A 21904-nucleotide genomic window follows, 5' to 3' on the forward strand; every position below is an offset into this window, starting at 1 on the left:
CCCAATATCCCCCCAGTGCAGCCGGCCCCTTCGCCGGCCGCATTCAGAGGCTCTGCCGGCGGATCATGTCCGCGGCCTTTTCCGCGATCATGATCGTCGGTGCATTGGTATTGCCCGAGACCAGTGTGGGCATGATCGAGGCATCGACGACGCGCAGGTTCTGCACGCCGCGCACCTTCAGCGTTTCGTCGACCACGGCCATGGCGTCCTGGCCCATTTTGCAGGTGCCGACCTGGTGGGCGATGGAAAGCCCCGTCTCGCGGGCATAGGCCAAAAGCTCGTCATCGCTCTGCACTTGCGGGCCAGGCGAGTATTCGGCCACGATATGGGAGCGGATCGCCGCCCTTTCCGCCACTTTGCGGGAAATCTTCATCGCATCGACAAGGATACGCCGATCCGCTTCGGCCGCCAGATAGTTGGGCTGCATGGAAGGGCTGTCTTTGGCGCTGGCCGAGCGTAGCTTCAGCGTGCCGCGGCTTTCCGGACGCACCGGGCAGACGACATTGGCAAAGCCCGAAAACTTGTGCAGGCCGGCGTCATATTCGTCGTGGCTGAAGGTCTGGAACAGGAACTGGATATCGGGTGTCGTCGCCTGCGGGCCCGACTTGACGAAGGCGCCGACCTGCGCGGCCGAAATGGTCAGCGGCCCCTTGCGGAACAACAGATATTCCAGCCCCGCCTTCACCTGTCGCACCGGGCTGGTCATGATATCGTTGACCGTCAGCGGCAGCCGGCTTTTATAGGTGATGATGGCGCCGTAATGGTCCTGCAGGTTCTCGCCCACGCCCGCCACGTCGGCGACGACCGGAATGCCGAATTCAGCGAGATGAGCGGCAGGGCCGACGCCCGAAAGCATCAGCAATTGCGGCGAGGCAATCGAGCCTGCCGAGAGGATGACCTCGCGGCGCGCCCGCACGATCACGCTGCGGCCACCCTGTTCGTACTGGACGCCGACCGCCTTGGTACCCTCGAAGATGATCTTTTCCGCCGCGGCCTTGGTGACGACGCGCAAATTCGGACGCTTTGACGCCGGATGCAGATAGGCGACGGCAGCCGAGCAGCGCCGGGCATTGCGCGTTGTGATCTGGTAGTAGCCAATGCCTTCCTGATTGGCGCCGTTGAAATCGTCATTGCGCGGAATGCCGGCTTCTACAGCGCTATCGATGAAAGCGTCGCAGAGCGGGTTGCGCTCCCTGAGGTTCGACACGGCCAATGGGCCGTCGTCCCCGTGAAATTCGTCGGCGCCGTTTTCCTGGTTTTCCGCCTTCTTGAAATAGGGCAGCACGTCTTCATAGGACCAGCCGGCATTGCCCAATTGACGCCAGTGGTCGTAATCGCCGGCCTGGCCCCGCACATAGAGCAGGCCATTGATCGATGAGGAGCCGCCGAGAACCTTGCCCCGCGCCCAATACATCGGGCGGTCCGCGATTTCGGCGCCCTTTTCGGTCTCGTAGCGCCAGTTGAGCGAAGGATCGACGATAGTCTTGCCATAGCCGATGGGCACATGGATCCAGGGGTTCCAGTCGCGCCCGCCCGCCTCGAGCAGGGTGACGGAGGTCGCGCTATCTTCGGAGAGTCGCGCGGCGAGCGTGCAGCCAGCGGAGCCGCCGCCCACGATCACATAATCGGTTTCAAAGCTGGTTGTGGTCACGTTCAATATCCGCCCGGTCTCAATAATCGCCTGCCAGGCGCATCACCACGGCCTTGGGTTCGGTAAAGGCGTTGATCGCCTCGGTGCCGAACTCGCGGCCGAGCCCCGACATCTTGGTGCCACCAAACGGCACGGCGAGATCGAGGATATTGTGGGTGTTGAACCAGACGGTGCCGGCATCAATCTCCTCGGCCAGCAGGTGCGCGTGGTCGAGATTGCGCGTCCAGATGCTGGCGCCTAGGCCGTAGGGTGTATCGTTGGCAATCGCCTTGATCTCGCTACGCGCGCTGAACGGAATGGCGCAGACCACAGGCCCGAAGATCTCCTCGCGGATCACCTGCATGTCCGGACGCACATCGGCCAGCACGGTCGGCTCGAAGAACCAGCCATCGCGATCGGCACGATTGCCGCCGGCAACGACGCGGGCACCCTCTGAACGGCCGCTCTGCACCAGGCCGGAAATACGCTCGAGCTGGCGCGAGGAGACGATGGGTCCCAGCTGCGTGCCTTCCTGGTGACCCGGCCCCAGGCGCAGTCCACGGGCGATCTCTGCAACGCCTGCCACCACTTCCTCATAGACCGGCTTCTCGATCAAGAGGCGCGAGCCGGCGGTGCAGACCTGTCCGGAATTGCCGAAAATGGCATTGGCGGCGCCGGGGATGGCGCGGCTGAGATCGGCATCGGCAAGAATAATGGTCGGCGACTTGCCGCCAAGTTCCAGGGTGACGCGCTTCATGGTCTTGGCCGACGCGGCGAGGATGCGCTGGCCGGTGGCGGTCGAGCCGGTAAAGGCGATCTTGCGCACCAGCGGATGATCGACCAATGCCGCGCCGGCATCGTGGCCATATCCGGTGACGATGTTGACGGCACCCTTGGGGAAGCCGACCTCATGGATCAACTCGGCGAGCCGCAGCGTCGTCAGCGAGGTTTCCTCGGACGGCTTGAGCACCACTGTGCAGCCAAAGGCGATGGCGGGGGCGATCTTCTGGATCGCCTGGCCCAGCGGGAAGTTCCAGGGGGTGATCCCGCCCACCACGCCCACCGGCTTGCGCTCGGTATAGGCGCGATAGACGCCGCCATCGTCGAAGAAAGGCGAGAGGGTGATGTATTCGCCGGCGGTCTTGGAGGCCCAGCCACCGAAATAGCGCAGAGCGTCGATGGTGAAGGCAAGGTCCACATAGCGGGATGTCGCGTAGGGCTTGCCGTTGTCGTAGGTTTCGAGGCGCGCCAGTTCGTCGGCATGCTCCTCGACCACGAGGGCCAGTTTTTCGAGCAGACGCCCGCGATCCAGTGGGCGCATACGTCGCCAGGCGGTGCTTTCGAAACAGGCATGCGCCGCTTCCACCGCTCGGTTGACGTCCTCGACGGACGCCGCGGCGAGTTCGGCAATCTGGTTTTCCGTGGCCGGATTGAAGACCGGGATGGTCTTGCCCGAGCTGGCTTTGACCCACTCGCCGTTGATGTAGAGGTCGGTGCGGGGCAGGCTCGGAGCCTGGTTCATTGCATTCACGTCTGTGTCCCTCCGGTCTTCCCGGCGGCGTGGCGACGCTTTTCCCTCACGTCGTCATGCAGATGCCAGAAAACTCCTTTAAGCCTGAATGATCCCCAGATTGGGCGTGACTTCCAATACAATTGTATGCTCCTTTTGATGCCGGAACGGTATCGGACAGCATGAATCTACGTCAAATCAGGTATTTCGTGGCGGTGGCGCAGACCGAGAATTTCCGCCGCGCCTCACAGCTCCTTCACGTGGCGCAACCGGCGCTCAGCCGGCAGATGACAGCGCTTGAAGATGAGCTTGGCGTCGAGCTTTTCATCCGCCTGCCGCGCGGCGTGCGGCTCTCAAACGCTGGGCAAGTGATGCTGCAGCGCTGTCAAACTCTGCTCGACAATCTCGACGGCATTATCGAGGAGGTCCGCGGCGTTGGTCGGGGGCTGGCCGGTCATCTCAAGCTTGGCTTTATCGAAGTTGCAGCGCTTTCCGAAATCATGCCTGCTTCCATGCGCACCTTCGGCGAAAAGGTGCCCGATGTGCAGCTCGAACTGCACTCCATGGCCAGCCTGACCCAGATCGAGGAGATCCGCGCGCGGCGGCTTGATGGCGGCTTTCTCTACAACCCGCCCAGGGGCGACGCCGACGTGGTCTCGATCCGGCTTGAGCGCCATCCGGTGTTTCTGGCCGTCCCCAATGTCTCGCCGCTATCGCAACGCCAGTCGGTGAGTCTTGGCGAGCTCGAACGGGAGAAATTCATCTGGTTTCACCGTGCCGCCAGCCCGCAATATCACGACCAGCTGGCCGAGGCGATCCGTGCGGCGGGTGTCAAATACAATGTCATCCACCATTCCGAGAGCGAAGCGGTGATGCTGGCTCTTGTCCGCATGGGACTGGGCATTGCCTTTGTCAATGCGCGGCAGGCGCGGCGCCGTCCAGACGGGGTAATGCTTATTCCGGTTGAGGACTTGCCGGTGCTCATCGACCTGCATTTCGCCTGGCGGGTTGACGAGATCTCGCCCGCCTTGCGCCGCCTAATCGCGCTGCTTGAGACACTTGCGGAACTGCCGGAGCCGGGCGGTCCCGCTTAGCCCAGAACGGCAAGGTCGAGGCTGCGCTAGTGAGCTAGTCCGATTGTTCCGCGCCATGGTCTAGGTGACGCTACCAGTCACTAACGTGGTGAACCATGCCCGCGAACCGGAACGGGAAGCGGCGGCCATATGAGGACATATATGCCGTCGCCCCGGTCAGTCTGACCTATCAACGCTATTCGACCCGGCCCGCCCAGTGGTGGATCGGCGCGGCGCTGCGCAATCTGGCTTCGGCCTCGGGCATCCCGCATACCGCATTCGATGGTCTTAGCATTGCCAGCTTCACGCTCGGTCCTGATCCGGCCATCGCCATGACGCAGCATTTCGGCATGACGACCCGTTGGATCGACAGCATGGCCATGGGCGGCGCGTCGGGGGTTGCCGCCATCCGGCGCGCCGCGCGGGCGCTGGAGGCAGGGGATGTCGATATCGTTGCCTGCATCGGCGCTGATACCAATTACACCGATACCTTCCGCGAACTGCTCGCCGGCTTTTCCCGCTTTTCCCAGGATGCGGTCTATCCGCATGGGGCAGGGGGCGCCAATGCGAGCTTCGCGCATCTAACCAATGCCTATATGGACCGCTTCGGGGTCACGCGCGAGGATTTCGGCCGCATCTGCGTGTCCCAGCGCCAGAATGCCCTCCGCAATCCGCGCGCCATCATGAAAAAGCCGCTGACGCTTGACGGCTACCTTTCGGCTCGGCCCATCGTCGATCCGCTCGGCCTTTTCGATTGCGTCATGCCGGTGGCGGGGGCCGAGGCGTTTCTGCTGATGCGCGGCGACACCATGCGCCACCATGGCCTTACCGGAGCGCGCCTGCTCTCGAGCATCGAGCGGCACAATGCCTTTCCCGACGACCCCGTGCAGTATCGCGGCGGCTGGGCGCTGGATGTCGAAGTACTCTACGGCATGGCGGGCGTCGGACCATCCGACATCGACGTGCTGCAGACTTACGACGATTACCCGGTGATCGTGATGATGCAATTCGAGGATCTGGGCTTCTGCGCCAAGGGCGAAGGCGCCGCCTTCGTGGCCGGCAACGACCTCACCATCGGCGGCAGCTTCCCTCACAATACGACAGGCGGACAGCTCTCCGCCGGCCAGGCCGGCGCCGCAGGTGGGCATCTGGGCATTGTCGAAACCATACGCCAGGTCACCGGCACGGCTGCAACCACGCAGGTCGACGGCGCGCGGCTGGGCATGGCGTCGGGTTTCGGCATGATCAACTATGATCGGGGCCTCGCCTCTGGCGCCGTCATCTTTGCGGGGGACGACGTATGAGCATGCAACGCCCGCGCCCGCCGCGGAAAAATCCGCTGGCCCGCACTACGGCGCCCTTGCTGCCACCGGCAACGCGCAGCCGGGCGGCCCATGGCCTCACCCGCGCCGCTGCGCGTGGTGAGTTCGCATTGCATACCTGCACAGGGTGCGGAACGGTCAGCTACCCGGCGCGCGAAGCCTGCCCGAAATGTCTATCCGATCTCGTGGTTGCTCCGGTCGCTCGCGGCGGCACGGTGCTCTCCATCACCACTATCGAGATCAGCGGTGAACCCTATTTCCGCCGCCTCGCCCCGGCCCGCCAGGCGCTTATCGCGCTCGATTGCGGACCGACCATCGTCGCCGAAGCGCGGCCGGACTGCGTGGCCGGCATGCGTATTCGCGCCTCCCTGCAATTGGATAAGGCGGGCCAGCCCGTGATCTATGCCCGTCCCGAAAATGGCGATCCCGAAAGTGACACCGATCCGCATTGGCGCGAACTGGTCGCCGATCCGCTGCACCGGCGCTGCCTCATCACCGATGGCCGCAATCCGGTGACCTTGCCTCTGGCCAAGGCATTGCTGGGCGCCGGGGCAGCCAAGGTGGTGGTCGGCATTTCCGAGCGCTGGAAGCCCTTTGCCGATGCCGGCAAGCTCGAGGCGCTGGGGGCGGTGGAACTGGTCGATCTCGACCTGGCCGACGAGCGCTCGGTGGCGGGGCTGGCGTCCGACTATGCGGCCAAGACCGATATCCTCGTACACAACGCTTTGCATCTGCGGCCCGGCAGCCTGTTTTCGGGTGGCGAAGTGCTCAAGGCGCGAGACGCCATGGAAGTGAGCTATTTCGGCGCGTTGCGGCTGGCGCAGCATTTCGGCCCGGTCATGCGCTCGCGCGGCGCTGATGGCGACAACAGCGCGGCGGCTTGGGTGAATGTGCTCTCGATCTTCGCGCATCTGAGCTGGCCCGGTTTTGCCGCTTATGCGGCGACGCAGGCGGCAAGCCTTTCCTTCTCGCAGGCCTTGCGTGCCGAAATGCGCGGCAGCGGCGTGCGGGTGCTGGATGTGTTTTCGGGTCCCATGGAAATCGACTGGCTGGAGCATCTGCCACCGCCAAAGGTTCAACCCGCCGCCGTCGCCCACGAAATCGTCGCGGCGCTCAAGGGCGGCGAGGAAGAGCGCTGGGTCGGCGATGTGGCCAAGGACTTCCGGGACCGCTTCAGCGCCAATCCCAAGGAAATAGAACGCGACCTCTGGCGGCAATGAGCATGAGCGAAAATCAATCCCTATTGGCCCAAATGGCCATGGCTTTAGCCGGCGGCAGCATGCGCGTCGTCGATCTCAGCCAGACGCTGGAGCCGGGTGCGCCGACCATCGTCATGCCGCCGGAGCTGGGCCAGTCCTGGCCGGTGCGCATCGAGCCGATCTCGCGATATGACGAGAATGGCCCGGCCTGGTACTGGAACAATATCAGCTTCGGCGAGCATACCGGCACGCATCTCGACGCCCCAATCCACTGGATCACCGGGCGTTACCTGCCGCAGAACACCGTCGATACCATGCCGGCCAGCCTCATGGTGGCGCCGGCTTGCGTCATCAACTGCTCCGCCGAAAGCGCCGCCGATGCCGATTTTCTGGTGACAGTGCCCTTTGTCGAGGCCTGGGAGGCGCGACATGGGCGCATTGCGGCCGGGAGCTGGGTGCTGTTGCGCACCGACTGGTCGCTGAAGCGCGGCGCTGCCTATGCCAATCTCGATGAGACTGGTGCACACACGCCGGGTCCGGACGCTGAACTGATGCGCTGGCTGGTCGAGGAGCGCGACGTGCTCGGCGTCGGCACCGAGACCATCGGCACCGATGCGGGGCAGGGCGGTCATCTCGATCCGCCCTATCCGGCCCACCATTATCTGCACGGTGCCGGCAAATTTGGCCTGCAATGCCTGGCGCGTCTCGATGAACTGCCGCCCACGGGCGCCCTGATTATCGCGGCCCCACTCAAAATTCTTGGCGGCTCGGGCAGCCCGCTGCGCGTCATCGCGCTGGTCGAGGTCTGACCATGGCAGAGCTGCTGACCCCGGAAGAAAACGCCGCCCTAGGTGAAACCTATCTCTTGGCCGGCACGGTCTTTGGCCTGCTCGAGGCCCAGGCCGCGCGCTACCCGCAAAATGACTTGTTCGTCCTGCCGGCAAAGGTACAGGCGCTTTGGCAGGAAGCGGCGGCGAGCCTAAGCTATGCTGATGTGCTCGCGCAGGTGCTGCGGCTCTCTCATGCCTTTGAAGCGGCAGGCTATGTCGCCGGTCAGCGCGTGGCGCTGTCGCTGGAAAACCGGCCCGCCCATTTCCTTCACTGGCTGGCGCTCAACCGGCTCGGCGTCAGCGTCGTGCCCGTCAATCCCGATCTGCGCGGCGAGGAAGTCCACTATCTCCTCAGCCACAGCGGCGCTGTCCTGCTGGTCCGGCTCCAAAGCCATGCCGAACGCCTCGACGATGTGGCCGCAGAGCTGGGCATTCCGGTGATGGCGCCGGGCGCCCAGGTCTCCGCCTCACGAGGCTCTGTCGCCGGCGGAGTGCCTGGCCTCGAACAGGAAGCAGCCCTGATATACACCTCCGGCACCACCGGCCGGCCCAAGGGCTGCATGCTCTCCAATCGCTTCTTCCTGAACTGGTCGTGGTGGTACGCAGCGCAAAGCGGGCTGATATCGCTGCGGCCTGGTCAGGAGCGGCTGATGAACCCGCTGCCGGCCTTCCACGTCAACGCCATGGGCCACAGCTTCATGGGCATGTTGGGCAGTGGCGGCGCGCAGATCATCATCGATCGTTTCCATCCCCGCGACTGGTGGGATACGGCGCGCGAAGCCGGGGCCACGGCCTTCCACTATCTCGGCGTCATTCCCGCCATTCTGCTGCAGCTGCCACCCTCCGACGCGGATCGCGCCCACCAGGTGCGTTTCGCACTGGGCGGCGGCGTGCACCCTGATCACCATGCCACCTTCGAAGCCCGCTTCGGCGTGCCGCTGCTCGAAGGCTGGGCCATGACCGAAACCGGCGGCGCGGGCACGCTCTGCGCCGCCTTCGACCCGCGCAGCATCGGCGAACGCTGCATCGGCTCGCCCGATCGGTCCGGCCCGCCGCTCGCGGTGCGCCTTGTTGATGACGATGGCAACGAGGTCACTCCCAGCCAGCCCGGCGAGCTCCTGCTCCGATCCGGCGGCGCCTCGGCACGCGAAGGCTTCTTCTCCGGTTATCTGCATGACGCCGAAGCGACCGAAAAAGCCTGGTCCGGCGGCTGGCTGCATACTGGCGATGTCATGCGACAGGACAAGAGCGGCCGGCTCTATTTCGTCGATCGCAAGAAGAACATCATCCGCCGCTCCGGCGAGAATATCGCCGCCGCCGAGGTGGAAACCGTGCTGGCGGCCGTCCCTGGCGTTGCCCAGGTGGCGGTCATTGCCGCCCTCGACCCGCTGCGCGGCGAGGAAGTCATGGCGGTGGTGGTGCCGGGCGAGGGGGAAAGGGAGGCTCTGGCCGAAGCTCTCTTCGCCGCCGCCGCCGAGCGCCTCGCCTATTACAAGGTGCCAGGCCTGCTGCTGTTCGTCCCGTCGCTCCCGACCACTTCGACCCAGAAGGTCCAGCGCGAAAAGCTGCGCGGCCTGGCGGAAGCGCCATTGTCCCAACCCGGATGCCTGGACTGGCGAGCGCGCAAGCAGGGCCTGCGCAGCGCCACACACTAAATCAGTCGACGCGGTCGAGCCGACCCGTCAGTGCGAGACCATTCGATGACCACGCCATTTTTTCTCTTCGCCGACGCAGCAGCTGCCCGACCCGATCAGGTCTTCCTGTCGCTGCCCGCGGCAGCCAAGCTGGATTATGCTCCGGGCGGATTTCAAATAAACTATGGCGAACTCGAAAAGGCCGTTTTGTCCCAGCGCGAAGCCTATCGCCAAGCCGGGTACGGCGCGGGCCACGTCGTGGCCATTTCGCTCGATAACCGCCCCGAATTCTTCGTACATTTCCTGGCGCTCAACAGCCTCGGGGTGGGCATCCTGCCGCTCAATCCTGACCTGCGCAGCGAAGAACTGGCCTACCAGTTCTCCATCGCCGAGCCGGAACTGATGGTGGCGCTGCCGGCCTATCACCACACCGGCATCGAGGCCGGACTGCTAGCGGAACGGGTAATCGGGCCGGATGGCATCGTGCCGCCCGCCTTCAAGCCGGCGAGCCGGTTCGAAGGCCGGCCCGACGACCCCTGCGCGTTTCTTTTCACCTCCGGCACCACCGGCAAGCCTAAATGCTGTGTGCTCTCCAACGACTATTTCGTGCGCCTGGCCCAATGGTATGTCGGTGCCGGCACTGGCGGCGCTCTGCGAGTTGGCGAGGAAGTGATCCTCACGCCCCTGCCGATGTTCCATATGAACGCGCTGGGCTGCTCGGCACTGGGCGCCATCATCCTGCAATCCACCCTCGTGCCGCTGGATCGCTTTAGCGCCTCGCGCTGGTGGCCCAGTGTCGCCGAATCCGGCGCGACGCTCATCCACTATCTCGGCGTCATGCCCGCCATTCTCCTCAAGCTCCCGGCCTCAGAGCATGATCGCAATCATCGGGTGAGGATCGCCTTCGGTGCCGGCGTTGACCCGCTGCATCAGGAAACCTTCGAGCGCCGCTTCGGCATCGCGCTGACCGAAGCCTGGGCCATGACCGAAACAGGCGGCGGCGCCACGACCTCGACGGCCGGGGGTGACCGCCATGTGGCGCAGCGCTGCATCGGCTATCCGCATTCGGAAATGGACTACCGTATCGTCGATGAACAGGGCGCTGATATCAGCGAGGGCGAGCCGGGTGAACTGGTGGTCCGCGCCACCGGTGATGATCCGCGTCGTGGCTTTTTCACCGAATATCTCAAGGATCCGGTGGCAACGGCCGAGGCCTGGATCGGTGGCTGGTTCCATACCGGCGACGTCGTCCGTCGCGGTGCCGATGGCGCCCTATTTTTCGTCGATCGCAAGAAGAACATCGTCCGCCGCTCGGGCGAGAACATTGCCGTGGTCGAGGTCGAGGGCGTCTTGCAGAATCTCGATGTCGTCGCCGGCGTCGCCGTGGCGCCCGTGCCAGACGAATTGCGCGGCGAGGAAGTGATGGCGCTCGTCATCCTCGGGCCCGGCCAGCAGGATCGAGATCCCAATGAGGTGGCGCGCAGCATTGCCCAGGCCTCCGCCGCGCGGCTCGCTTATCACAAGGTGCCGGGCTATGTGGCGTTTGTGGACACCCTGCCGACCACGGCCACCCAGAAACTGCAGCGCGGCGAGATCAAGAGGATCGCGCAGACCCTCGTGTCCGATGCATGCACCATCGACTTGCGAGACTTTAAGGGCGACCTGCGCCGGCTTGAAAGCGCGGCCAAGAGCGCCTGATCCACTCGATCGGCGCTGACCGACAGACAAAAGAATATGCGGCACGCTACGGGATCAACCCATAACGGGCCGCAGGATTTTCGGGGTTCAGCCGTGCTTGAGCAGCGCCAATAGCGCGTTGACTGACAGCCGCACGCCGTTATCGAGCGCGTCCTCGTCGATATCGAAGCGCGCATCGTGATGAGCCGCGGTAATGCCCTTGGCCCGATTGCCGGCGCCCACCAAGATGAAGCATGACGGCGCGACCTGGCCGAAGGCAGAAAAATCCTCGCCCGGCATGATCGGATCACGCTCTTCCACCCGCTCGGCCCCGAACAGGTCGCGCGCCGTCCTCGCCAGGATGGCGGCGGTCTCGGGATCGTTGATGACGGCATCATAAACGCGGGTATAGCTGTAGTCGCAGGTCGCGCCATGGGCAGCGCAAATGCCCCCGGCGATCTCGCCAATGCGCCGCTCGATAAGGTCGCGGACTGCGGGATCGAACATATTGGTGCCGCCGCCGATCACCGCCGTCGCCGGGATGACGCCCACCGATTGACCGGCGTGAAATTCGGTCACGCCGACCACGGCGGCTTCCACCGGGTCGATCTCGCGCGCCACCAGATGCTGCAGATTGGTAACGATCTGGCAACCGATGGCGATGGGGTCGACGGCGCGATGCGGCGCGCCGACATGCCCGCCAACGCCCTTCACCTCGATGCGGAAGATATCGCAGGCGGCCATCATGCGGCGCGGATTGATGTGCAACTGCCCCACCTCCAGCGGCGACCACAGATGCAGGCCGATGACCCGGTCGACACCGTCCATTACGCCGCCTTCGATCATGCCCTTGGCGCCGCCCGGTGGCGTTTCCTCGCCATTCTCGAACAACAGGCGGATTTCCCCGGCAAAGTTGTCGCGCAATTGCGCAAGCACCGTCGCCGTGCCGAGCAGCATGGCCGTGTGTCCGTCATGCCCGCAGGCATGCATGACGCCGGGATTGCGCGACGCATAGGGCGCGCCGGTCTCTTCGTTGATGGGCAGGGCGTCGAAATCGGCACGGATGGCAATGGTCGGACCGGGGCGATTACCCCTCAGCCTGCCCACAACGCTCGTGCCGGAGGGGCGCGAAATCTCGATCCCGCCGATCTCCTCCAGCCGCGCGACGATGAAGGCGGCGGTCTCGTGCTCCTCGAAAGAGAGTTCGGGATGCGCGTGCATATGGCGTCGCCAGGCAATCACCTGTTCACGCACCCCATCCAGCAACTTTTCGATATGGTCGTTCATCTGGGACCTCCTTGTTCGCTCATGGATTTCAGCTGCCCGCTGCTCTCCCCAGAGCCAGACAGCCGATTTGATGAATATTGCCCAACAGCGCGCCGGGCGGCTGTCCCAGCGCCATTTCGAGAATGGCGGACGAAAACACGGCCAGCAGGACCGTGGCGGTCCCGATTTCCAGCCATGCCAGCCGGCCCATTGCCGGCGCGACATGCTGGCCGGCACACCGGTGCCCCCCGGCCACTGCTGCGCGCGGCGCAGGACGCAGTGTCGTCCAGGCCAGCTTGAGCGTTAGCAAGAGGGTTGCGCAGCAGATCATCACGTCATCTCCGAAAAGCGCCGCCTGCGAGGCAGGCGGCGTATGGTGCTACTCCTTGGTTCCGGTTGGCCCGTGGCAGCAGGCTTCCCCGCCACCGGACCGTGAGTGGTGGCCCTTGGCCGCCGGCGGGATGGTCATGGCCGGGCTGGTCATGAAGAAATTGTTGGGCTTGAGCGTGAACCCCGCATATTCGACCGGCATGATCGGGAAGTCTTCGGGCTTGCACACATGGGTGTGGCCGAAGCTGTGCCAGAGCACGATGTCCTGGTTCACGATGCTGCGCTTCTGCCGGATATAGACCGGCAGGCCACATTCGCCGCCATGCTGGTTGGGATAGTCGCCGCTGGCGAAGCGTTCCTCGGGGGCATAGGGCGTTACCCAGATATGCTTCTGCGCAAAGCCGGCCCGCTTGGCCACCGAACTGGCCGGGTCGGCGAGGAGCGTGGGGGAGGGCATGACCACCACCTTGTAGCCAGGATGGTTGCCGACCTCGTTGGTGATGTTGGGATTGATGACCTTCCAGTAGCGGCCGGTGGCGCCATCGGCATTGCGGGCGGCGTCCGCCTCGTTCTCCAGCAGTTCGCTGGCCACTTCGAACACATTGCCATAGGGGTTCTTTTCCCCCAGCGGCACGCTGCGATAGTCATGCTGGGTCACGCTGTTGCCAGTGCCATCGATGGCCATGTGCAGCCGTGCGTTGAAGAAGTGCTGATGGCTTGGACCGCCCAGGTCGGGCGTGATCATGCCGCCATACTTGTAGCGCTCGCCGGCTTCCAGCGCCGCCGTCTGCACGATGCCCGTGAGCTTGGCCTCGAGCTGCACCGTCCCGTCCTGGTAGAGATACCAGTAAAAGCCGTAGTCGTAATTGCCCACCGTGGCGAAAAAGCTGATCACCAGTCGCCGGGAGCGCCGGGTTTCGCTGACATTGCTGCGGAATTCATTGTGCTTCCAGAGGATGCCGTAGTCTTCCTCATGCATGCAGATGGCATTCTTCATCACGAAGGGCTGGCCGAAATCGTCGCTGGCCGGCGCGTCGAAATAGTGGATATGCCCAAGGCAGTCGCAGCCCAACTCCAGCTGATTGGCCAGCTTGCCTAGACCGAATTCGCCGGCGTCGAAGGCGCACTTGGCAAAATGCTGCGGCGTCGGATCGGCATAGGGCACCGCCATTTCGGTGATGCTGGCCCGATAGATGATCGGACGCACGCGCCCCTCATTGCGGAAACCGAGCTGGCTCAGCACCACGCCTTCACGCGGGGTGAAGCCGACGCGGAATTCCCAGTCCTGCCAGGTGACTTTCCAACCATCGACCGTAAAGCTCGGGCCTTCGGGCTGTACGATCTCGAGCGGCTTGAGGTCGGTGCGGGGGGCACCCAGCGCCGCCGTCTCGTAGTTATATTGCTTGCGCGGGATTGGCACATTGCGGCCATCGTCCTTGAGCGAGATGATCGCGCCCTCGATCAGATCGACGACCGCCACCAGGCCCTCGACCGGGTGCGCATAGGCGTTGTCTTTTTCGTAAGCCCGATAATAGGTAACCGCGCGCAGGATGCGCCGGCCCTTATAGGGCTCGAAATCGAAGTAGCCCGGCGAGATCGGATCGACCTGCACGAGATCGATTTCCGCATCAGTCAGGCCGCGGCGCTTCAGCGCCGCGCGCCAGTCGGCATTTGCCTTCACGATCTCTGCGGCACGATGGAAGTCCTCGACCAGGATCGGCGGCTGGCCGTGCTCGTGGTCGGTCTCTATCGACTTGCGGCTTTCAAGCACGCCCTTGCAGAGATCGACCACTGCCTCAGTGGCCGCACCGGAGCTGGTATCGAGGGTCACCAGCAGCGCCCGGCGGGGAAAATCCGAACCACCAGTGAAGGCCTCGACCTCGCTCTTGACCGGCTCGAGCAATTCCACCCAGGGAAAGCGCAATGCCGCGGCGTCGGCCGTGTCCGCGCGCACGATATTGCAGGCCTTCCGGATTTCCTCGATGGTGAGGGGATCGAGAGGATGAACCGCGCCGGTCGGCGTCGATTTGGTCTGTTCGTGTGCGTTCAGCATGCCATCACCTGCTTTGTCGTCTTGAACGTGAGACTGGCATGAGCTTCTGGCGGCGCTGTAGGCAAGTTCGGCCAAAATCTTTGCAATTCCGGCCACCGAGGCAGATTCTCGGTCGGACGGCAACGAGCGCTGGACCGCTTGCGGGGGCGATGGTACCAGCCACGCGAAAAGCTGCCGCACACTGCCGGCGGTTGGGCCGGAAGGATGGGCCGCTGCATGCCGCTGACAATCGAGCACCGCCTGCGGGAGGCCGGCGTCGAGCGCGTGATGCTGCCCATGGGCAAGGCCAATCCGGACCTGCAGCATGTCAACGCCTGGCGCATCGGCCCTTCGGTCCTGGTCGATACCGGCAAGGACGATGCCGACACCCGCAATGCCTGGCAGCAGGCCGGCGGGCTGGGCGGCATCACCGACATCGTCTGTACCCATGGCCATCCCGACCATATAGGGCTCGCCCACCATTTCGAAGCGGCATACGGCGCCCGCATCCAAGCGACGACCCTGGAACTGGATGCTGTCCGGCTTGGCTTCAATCGCGCGCCTGACGCAAAGGCCGGCCTGCGGCGGAAATTTCTGCTCGATATGGGTGGCTTGCGCAGCGGAGCCAGCCCCACAACGCCTCTCGGTGGCAGCCCCACCAGACCGCCAGTCGCTCCGCTCACGCTTGAGGACGGCGACCGCCTCGCGTTTGAGGGCGGAGCCTGGCGCGTGCAGCTGGGGGGCGGGCACTCGCCGCGACCGGCCCTGTTCATCAATGACGCGCATGACCTGGTCATCACCGGCGACCAGATACTCCCCGACACTGCGCCCTATGTCGGCGTCTCCTTCGGCGCCCCCGATGCCGACCCCATGTCCGACATGATCGCGTTTCTCAATGCATGGACCCACGTGAACGCCGATTGCATCGCCCTGCCGGGCCATGGCGCGCCGTTTACCGATCCCGGCCGGCGGGCCCGCGCTCATCTTGCGTCCTATGAGCGTCGGCTGGCGCGCGTCTGGGCCGCAGCGGAACGCCCCTTGACCTGTGCCGATCTCCTGCCCAGCCTGTTCCGCGTCAGTGCCGGGAGCCCAGTGCTCGACATCCACTACACCATGGCAGCAGCACTGCTGAACCACTTGGTTGCGGCTGATAAAATGCAGCGCTGGCGCGATGCCGATGGCCCCCTTCTTTACCAGCAGCGCTGAGGCTAGTGGCCGGCCTGGGCAAAGCGCATCGGCGACATGCCGGTCCAGCCCCGGAAGGCCCTGCAGAACGCGGCGGCATCGGCATAGCCAAGCCGGGCTGCTGCCTCAATCAATGGCATATGGCCGCCGCGCAACAGGGATCGCGCGCGCAGGAGGCGCTGTTGTTGCACAAGGTCGCGAAAGCTGGTTCCGGCTTCCTCCAGATGTCGACGCAAGCTGCGCTCGGACGTGTGCATTTCCAGCGCCACTGTGGCGATATCGAGCGGCGCCCGCCCCATACGGCGATTGATGATCGCCACTGTGGCCTCGACAATTCCGGTGGTTTCAGACGCGCCATTGTCCTGTCTCATCAGATCGACCAAGTGCCGCTCCAAGACTTTCGCACCCCCGCCTGCACCGTGACCGAGCGGCCGTTCAAGGTCCGAGTTGGCGACGACCAGGCGGTTCGCATCGCACGACCCAAAGACCGGCGCATCGAAAAAGGCGCGCAGCGGCCGCTTGTCGGCAGGCAGGACATGCTCGAATTCCACCGTCTCCGGCGACCAATGGGCAAAGCCGGCCTGGCGTCCCAGCGTCACCAGCGCAGCAAGCGTCAGCTCTGCGTCCTGCCGGCGCGGCCAGATGCTCGGATCGTCGATGACATAGGTGTAGTGCGTGACGTCCTCATGCCGCTCGATGAGGAACCGCGTATTGATCTGCCACAGGCCCTGAAAGCCGCCATAGAGCTCGAACACCTCGCGCAATGTGCCGGCATTTGCCAAGAGAGCGCAAAAGGGCCCGAGGCTACGCTGATCGAAGCGCCGTCCGATATCGAAGCCGAGATAGGGGTTGTTGGTCTGCTCGGCTGCGTCCTCCAGCAATTCGGTGTGGCACCGGAGCGGCACCCAGGCGTAGGGGGACGCGATGTCGGAGGAGGTCAGGCCATGGCGTCCAAGCGTGGCGCCTATCGGCTGGTGCAGCCGCTGCAACTCGTTCAGGGTAGGTTCGAGGAAAAAGGCACGAATGGCAGACTGTCCATGCATCGTGCCAATAGTCTCACAGCGCATATCCGTCTCCCCGACTGGGCCGAGGCGAATTTTGATCGCGCTTCGGCAGGACCGATACACAAAGGATAAGTGCACTGGCATTGGCGTCTAGCCTTGGAGCGCAACCATGGCGGCCAGACTGGGCAGCGACACCGATCGTGAGCGGCGGCTGGCAAAAGCCCAGATTGGGCTAAGAAGCTGCGGTCAGCGCCATGCCGACCGCAGCGCCACGATGATCAGCGGCCGATTGCGGCCGCTTCCAGGGTTTGTTGGACGAGGTCGTCAAAGGCGATCTTTGCCGGGCGGCGCATATATGTGACGATGTCGTCCTTGATCAGCGGTGCGTACCAGCGTTCCGCAATCACGCTGCTGCGCTTCTGGATGCCCAGCACGCAAAGCATCTGCGCGGCATTGCAGTCAACGTCGTGGCCAATGCCGCAGATGATCTCGAGTGTCCGATCGAAATCGCCCTCGCCGAACCACAGGGCCACCACCTGGGCTGCGGCATTGGGATAGACGTGGATCCAGTTATATTCGATATATTCGGCATCGCACTTGGCCCAGGCCGTCTGCCAGTCAGGGGAATTGCGGCACGCATCGAGCGCGAAGGCCAGCACGGCGCCATATTCGGTCGCGGTGGAGAACAGCGCGCAGGTTGAGACCAGCAGGTCCTGAGTGTCCGAAAGTGTATAGGCACGCGCGGCCAGCACGGCGTTGAATACCTCCCCCAGGATGCCATTGCCGGCGGCGGATACTTCCGCGTCGATATAGGCAAGGCGGGCGGCTTCGCGGGCGCGACCCGGCGCAACCATGCCGCAAATGGTGCCGCGCATCTGGCCGCCGATCCATTCGTCGAACGGGTTTTCGAGCCAGCCGCTGACCGGCGGCATGATACCGCGGCGGATATTGTTGAGCGCAATGCCTTCCGCCGACCAGCCCATGGGGATCATGCCGGTCCAGCGCGCCGCAATATCGGCACCGGTAATGGCAGCGCCCTTTTCGCGATAGGCCTCGAGGAAAGCGAGCTCGAACGTAATGTCGTCGTTATAGGTGTTGGGTTCGCGCACATAGTCGCGGATAGGGCCGAAGACGTCAGCGATATTTTCCGCCGTATAGCCCTCGAGCGCCGTACCCGCTGCCGCGCCGACCAGCTGCCCCAGCCAGGCCGCGCGGGTCTGGTCGGCAAAATCGGCCCCGGCGACATCGACGGCCTCGTCTTCGGGCCAATGGGTCGCCGCGTCGAACTCCGCCCAGCTCTGGTAGCGCAGGGTCTTTTGAGAGGCATGCTCGGGATCGGGCTTGGCCGCCTGCATGATGGCGCGCAGGCGCATATCGATCATGTAAAGCTGTTCGAAATCGGCCGCATCGACCGCCTTGAGGCCATCGGCCAGCAAGTCGTGGTACGGCGCGAGGACGTAGCCCTTGCTCTCCAGCGACTGCAAGGCGCCGGCCATCAGGCATTCGGGCGCGGCCGAGCCTGGCACATTGCTCTTCCAGAACATGGCCAGCATCGCATCGCCAGCAGCCATCACGGCGCTGGCGTCCCAGGTTTGCTCCTCGGCGCTGCGCACCACCGGCTTGGTGTTGCGCAGGAGGTCGCGGGTAAGTTCCCAGGCTTTCATTGGTCTCGTCCTTGATGGTTCAGGAATGGGTGCGGGCCTTGGCCTGTCGGCGCGCGGCATAGACGGTGAGCACGATCACCGGCACGATATAGGGGATCATCTGCATCAGCTCGTTGGGCAGTCCGAGGGCCTGCATGGTGATGGCAGTCGTTTCGGCGACGGCAAGCACGGCAGCGGCTGCAAATGTGCCCCAGGCCGTGCCCATGCCCATCACCTCGGCGGCGATGGCGATAAAGCCGCGGCCGGCCGTCATGTTCTGGGCGAACCAGCTCACATAGCCCATCGAGAGATAGGCGCCGGCGGCGCCACCGAACGCGCCGGAGATCATGAGCGCGAAAAGTTGGGTGCGATTACGGGATATGCCCGCCGCGGCAGCCGCCTTGGGGTCGGCACCGACGGCGCGGATATGCAGTCCGAACGGCGTCCGCGCCAGCATGATCGAGATAAGCGGCACGCAGGCAATGGCCAGATAGGTCAGCATGTGGTGACCCGAGAGCAGGCTGCCGAGAACGGGAATGTCCCGCAGCAGCGGAATATGGATGGAGGGCAGGACGCCGCTTTGCAGGGCGCCGGACATGCCCTTGTCGCCGGTGGCCAGGAACAGGCCCAAGGTCGTCGCCGAGGCCGCAGCCAGGTTGAGCGCGATGCCGGTGATGATGAAATGCGTCCCCAGCCCATTGATCGCCATGGCCATCAGCGCGCCAAGCGCGGCACCACAGGCGATGGCGGCAAGGAGCCCGATCATCGGCGTGCCGGTCCAGGCGCTGGCCAGCACCCCGACCAGGGCACCGGACAGCATCATGCCTTCCATGCCGATATTGAGCACGCCGGCACGGTCGGAAATCAGCACGCCAAGAGCGGCGAGCAGCAGCGGTGTCATCACCCGCAGCACGGTGGCGAACAGTGCCGGATCGGAGATCGAGGACCAGATGGCGTCGCTCATAGTGCCTGCTCCTGGCCCTTGATGTCGCGGATCAGCCGCAGGAAGGCGGGATGGCGGAAAATGGCGGTGGCGGTGACCACCAGCATAATGGCGGCGGTGACGAGGCCGACGACTTCGCTCGGGACAGCCAGGTTGCGCGCCAGCATGTCGCCACCCACCTGCAGATAGGCGAGGAACAAGGCGGCCGGGATGACGAGGAAGGGGTTTTCGCGCGCCAGGATGGCGATGGTGATGCCGGTCCAGCCGTGGCCGGGCAGGGCGGTCCAGGAAAAGCGGTTGTAGAGCCCGAGCACCTCGATGGCGCCCGCCATGCCGGCCACGAGCCCGCCAATGATCTGTGCGCGCATGACGAGAGCGCCGCTATTGAGGCCCAGATGCTGGGCAAATCCGGGGCCGGCGCCGACAATGCGCAGATTGAGGCCGCCCCGGGTACCATAGAGCCAGATGCCGCCAATGATGCAGGCCGCGAAAGCCACGATCACACCGGTATGCAAGCGCGTTCCCGCCATCAGGCGCTCAAGGGTGAAATCGCCCGGCAACCGGTGGGACATCAGTGCCCCGGCATTGGGATCGCGCAGGTAGTAGTTCAGGATGAAGATGCCGGCATAGAGGAAGGCGAAGTTGAGCACGAGCGAGTTGACCATTTCGGAGGCGCCGAAGCGGACCTTGAGATAGCCAGGCACCGAGCAGGCGAATGACCCGACCAGCGCGCCGACGAGAATGGCAATGGGGGCAGCGATCATGCCGGTAAGGGGCAGGAACAGGGCCGCCGCCGTGGCCGCAATGCCACCCAGGAAGAAGCTCCCCTCGACGCCCAGGTTGAAACTGCCGGCCCGGAAGATCAGTGTCGCGGCAAGGCCTGTCAGCATGGTAGGCGTGGCGAGTTCCAAGACGTTGCCAAGATGGCGCATCGTGCCAAAAGGCCCAAGAAGAAAGAGGCCGAGGACCTGCGCCGGGTCGGGTTGCGACAACGCGACGGGAACCAGCACGGCCAGGATCACCACGGCGATGACCAGTGCTGTCAGAGCAAATTCTGTAAGGCCGGCAAGGGCTGAACGGATCATGCGGCCTGCTCCAGTCCGAGCATGTAGGGGCCCAATGCTGCCGGGGTCAGGCCGGCAGCATTGGGCAGGTCGGCCACGATGCGCCCATTGAAGAGCACCACAACGCGGTCGGCCAATCTCAGAAGTTCGTCGAGGTCTGCGGTGACCAGCAGCACGGCGGCGCCCGAGCGGGCGACGGCATCGATGCGGGAATGCAGGAATGCAGCCGACGCCACGTCGATGCCGCGCGTCGGCTGATCGGCGATGAGCAGGCGCGGCGAGCCGGCCAGTTCGCGAGCCGCGATCAGCTTTTGCGCATTGCCGCCGGACAGGGAATCCAGTCTTTCGGTGATGCCACGCATGCGCACGGCAAACGTGCGAACCATGGCACCGACATGCTTGCGGATCGCGCCGCGCCTGAGGAAGGGGCCCCATTGCAGGCCGCGGTCTCCATCGGTGCCGGCAATGGCATTGTCGATCAGCGTCAGGCTGGGTGTGCCGCCCTGTGTGAACCGATCGGCAGGTAGATAGGCCAGCCCGGACTTTCGCCATTCGGCGATGCTGGCCTTGTCCATGGCCTGCCCCTCGAAGCGGATCGAGCCGGTGCTTGCCCGCATCTGCCCGCTCAGCAGGGCCACGAGGCCGCGCTGGCCTGAGCCATCCACGCCGGCAATGCCGACGATCTCGTTGGCGCCGATCTTCAGTGAGATATTGCTCAGCCGATCGGCAGTGTCACGTGTCTGCGTCGTCACATCAGCGATCTCCACCAGCGGCGCACCGCCGGATGCGCCAGCCTCGCGGCGGACGATCTCGATATCGCGGCCCATCACCATGCGGGTGATTTCGGCATCGCTGACCTCGGCCAGCGGCAATGTCGCGACCACACTGCCGGCGCGCAGCACCGTGACCATATCGGCCAGGGCGCGCACTTCGTGCAGCTTGTGCGAGATGAAGAGAATGGTGATGCCGCTGTCCCTCAGGGCGCGCAAGCGGACGAACAACTCTTCGATTTCCGGCGGCGACAGCACGGCAGTCGGTTCATCAAGGATGAGCAGGCGCGTTTGGCGCGCCAGCGCCTTGAGAATTTCGACCTTTTGTTGGGCCGCGACCGAAAGGGTTTCTATGCGCGCATCGGGAGCGACATCGAGCTCGTAGCGGTTGCTCAGCTCGATGACCTGCTCCCGGGCGCGACGCCGGTCGATGAAGACGCCCGCACGCGGTTCGTGACCCAGAATGATGTTCTCGGTCACGGTGAGTGGCGCGACCAGCGAAAAATGCTGGTGCACCATGCCGATACCGTTGCGGCCGGCAAAGTCGGGTGCCGCCGTATCGACGGCGGCACCGTCTAGAAGAACCTGTCCGGCGCTGTGGGGCTCAAGGCCGAACAGGATCTTCATCAGCGTGGATTTGCCCGCGCCGTTTTCGCCGCAGATGGCGTGGATCGACCCCTTGCGAATGTCGAAAGTGGCATCATTGAGGGCCACCGTGCCGTTCGGATAGGTCTTGGAGACCTTCTCGAACACAACGATCGGAACGGGCGACGTCATCTGCACAATCGTCCT

17 protein-coding genes are annotated in these 21904 nt (G+C 64.4%); 7 read left to right on the plus strand and 10 right to left on the minus strand.

Features of this window, described 5'->3' with window-relative positions; translation table 11 throughout:
- Window positions 1–43 precede the first annotated feature (43 nt).
- The gene (locus tag DEVEQU_RS14085; protein ID WP_164550412.1) at window positions 44–1657 is read right to left on the minus strand and encodes a GMC family oxidoreductase; all 1614 of its coding nucleotides are present in this window, start codon (window positions 1655–1657) and stop codon (window positions 44–46) included.
- 13 nt (window positions 1658–1670) lie between these two features.
- Window positions 1671–3152: an aldehyde dehydrogenase family protein gene (locus tag DEVEQU_RS14090; protein ID WP_126151240.1), complete on the minus strand. Its 1482-nt coding sequence runs from the start codon at window positions 3150–3152 to the stop codon at window positions 1671–1673.
- A 170-nt stretch (window positions 3153–3322) separates the two neighbouring features.
- Between DEVEQU_RS14090 and DEVEQU_RS14095 the strand changes: the two genes are divergently transcribed.
- The 6 genes from DEVEQU_RS14095 to DEVEQU_RS14120 all read left to right on the plus strand — a co-directional run bounded on the left by DEVEQU_RS14095 (window position 3323) and on the right by DEVEQU_RS14120 (window position 10896).
- The gene (locus DEVEQU_RS14095; protein ID WP_126151241.1) at window positions 3323–4234 is read left to right on the plus strand and encodes a LysR substrate-binding domain-containing protein; all 912 of its coding nucleotides are present in this window, start codon (window positions 3323–3325) and stop codon (window positions 4232–4234) included.
- Between the two features lie 95 nt (window positions 4235–4329).
- A complete protein-coding gene (locus DEVEQU_RS14100; protein ID WP_126151242.1) occupies window positions 4330–5517 on the plus strand; it encodes a thiolase family protein in 1188 nt (395 codons plus the stop codon).
- Window positions 5514–6755, plus strand: a complete 1242-nt coding sequence (locus DEVEQU_RS14105; protein WP_223214234.1) for an SDR family oxidoreductase — start codon at window positions 5514–5516, stop codon at window positions 6753–6755. The genes DEVEQU_RS14100 and DEVEQU_RS14105 overlap by 4 nt, the downstream gene beginning before the upstream one ends.
- 2 nt (window positions 6756–6757) lie before the next feature.
- Window positions 6758–7543, plus strand: coding sequence for a cyclase family protein (locus tag DEVEQU_RS14110; RefSeq protein ID WP_126151243.1), 786 nt, complete (start codon window positions 6758–6760; stop codon window positions 7541–7543).
- Window positions 7544–7545: 2 nt separating this feature from the next.
- Entirely contained in the window at window positions 7546–9219 is a 1674-nt protein-coding gene (locus DEVEQU_RS14115; protein ID WP_126151244.1) for an AMP-binding protein, read from the plus strand.
- 45 nt (window positions 9220–9264) lie between these two features.
- Complete coding sequence (locus tag DEVEQU_RS14120) at window positions 9265–10896, plus strand: AMP-binding protein (protein WP_126151245.1); 1632 nt, start codon at window positions 9265–9267, stop codon at window positions 10894–10896.
- A gap of 87 nt (window positions 10897–10983) precedes the next feature.
- Here the strand turns inward: DEVEQU_RS14120 and DEVEQU_RS14125 are convergent, their stop codons facing one another.
- The 3 genes from DEVEQU_RS14125 to DEVEQU_RS14135 are packed head-to-tail and all read right to left on the minus strand — an operon-like array spanning window position 10984 to window position 14524.
- Entirely contained in the window at window positions 10984–12162 is a 1179-nt protein-coding gene (locus tag DEVEQU_RS14125) for an amidohydrolase (protein WP_126151246.1), read from the minus strand.
- A gap of 28 nt (window positions 12163–12190) precedes the next feature.
- On the minus strand, window positions 12191–12472 hold the full coding sequence (locus tag DEVEQU_RS14130) for a hypothetical protein (protein ID WP_126151247.1): 282 nt from the start codon (window positions 12470–12472) through the stop codon (window positions 12191–12193).
- A 48-nt stretch (window positions 12473–12520) separates the two neighbouring features.
- A complete protein-coding gene (locus DEVEQU_RS14135; RefSeq protein WP_126151248.1) occupies window positions 12521–14524 on the minus strand; it encodes a primary-amine oxidase in 2004 nt (667 codons plus the stop codon).
- A 216-nt stretch (window positions 14525–14740) separates the two neighbouring features.
- Here DEVEQU_RS14135 and DEVEQU_RS14140 point away from each other — a divergent pair, with 216 nt between their 5' ends.
- Entirely contained in the window at window positions 14741–15709 is a 969-nt protein-coding gene (locus DEVEQU_RS14140; protein WP_164550413.1) for an MBL fold metallo-hydrolase, read from the plus strand.
- A 2-nt stretch (window positions 15710–15711) separates the two neighbouring features.
- On the opposite strand, the gene DEVEQU_RS14145 is transcribed toward DEVEQU_RS14140, so the two are convergent.
- From DEVEQU_RS14145 to DEVEQU_RS20015, 5 genes are all read right to left on the minus strand, one after another.
- The gene (locus DEVEQU_RS14145) at window positions 15712–16755 is read right to left on the minus strand and encodes an AraC family transcriptional regulator (RefSeq protein WP_164550414.1); all 1044 of its coding nucleotides are present in this window, start codon (window positions 16753–16755) and stop codon (window positions 15712–15714) included.
- Between the two features lie 215 nt (window positions 16756–16970).
- Window positions 16971–18356 carry an ADP-ribosylglycohydrolase family protein gene (locus DEVEQU_RS14150; RefSeq protein ID WP_126151251.1) on the minus strand — a complete coding sequence of 462 codons (1386 nt, stop codon included), beginning with the start codon at window positions 18354–18356 and terminating at the stop codon, window positions 16971–16973.
- Window positions 18357–18375: 19 nt separating this feature from the next.
- Window positions 18376–19299, minus strand: a complete 924-nt coding sequence (locus DEVEQU_RS14155) for an ABC transporter permease (RefSeq protein ID WP_126151252.1) — start codon at window positions 19297–19299, stop codon at window positions 18376–18378.
- Window positions 19296–20360: an ABC transporter permease gene (locus tag DEVEQU_RS14160; RefSeq protein WP_126151311.1), complete on the minus strand. Its 1065-nt coding sequence runs from the start codon at window positions 20358–20360 to the stop codon at window positions 19296–19298. The genes DEVEQU_RS14155 and DEVEQU_RS14160 overlap by 4 nt, the downstream gene beginning before the upstream one ends.
- Window positions 20360–21889: an ABC transporter ATP-binding protein gene (locus tag DEVEQU_RS20015; protein ID WP_126151253.1), complete on the minus strand. Its 1530-nt coding sequence runs from the start codon at window positions 21887–21889 to the stop codon at window positions 20360–20362. The genes DEVEQU_RS14160 and DEVEQU_RS20015 overlap by 1 nt, the downstream gene beginning before the upstream one ends.
- Window positions 21890–21904 lie beyond the last annotated feature (15 nt).

Source organism: Devosia equisanguinis, from assembly GCF_900631955.1.
Classification (GTDB): Bacteria; Pseudomonadota; Alphaproteobacteria; order Rhizobiales; family Devosiaceae; genus Devosia; species Devosia equisanguinis.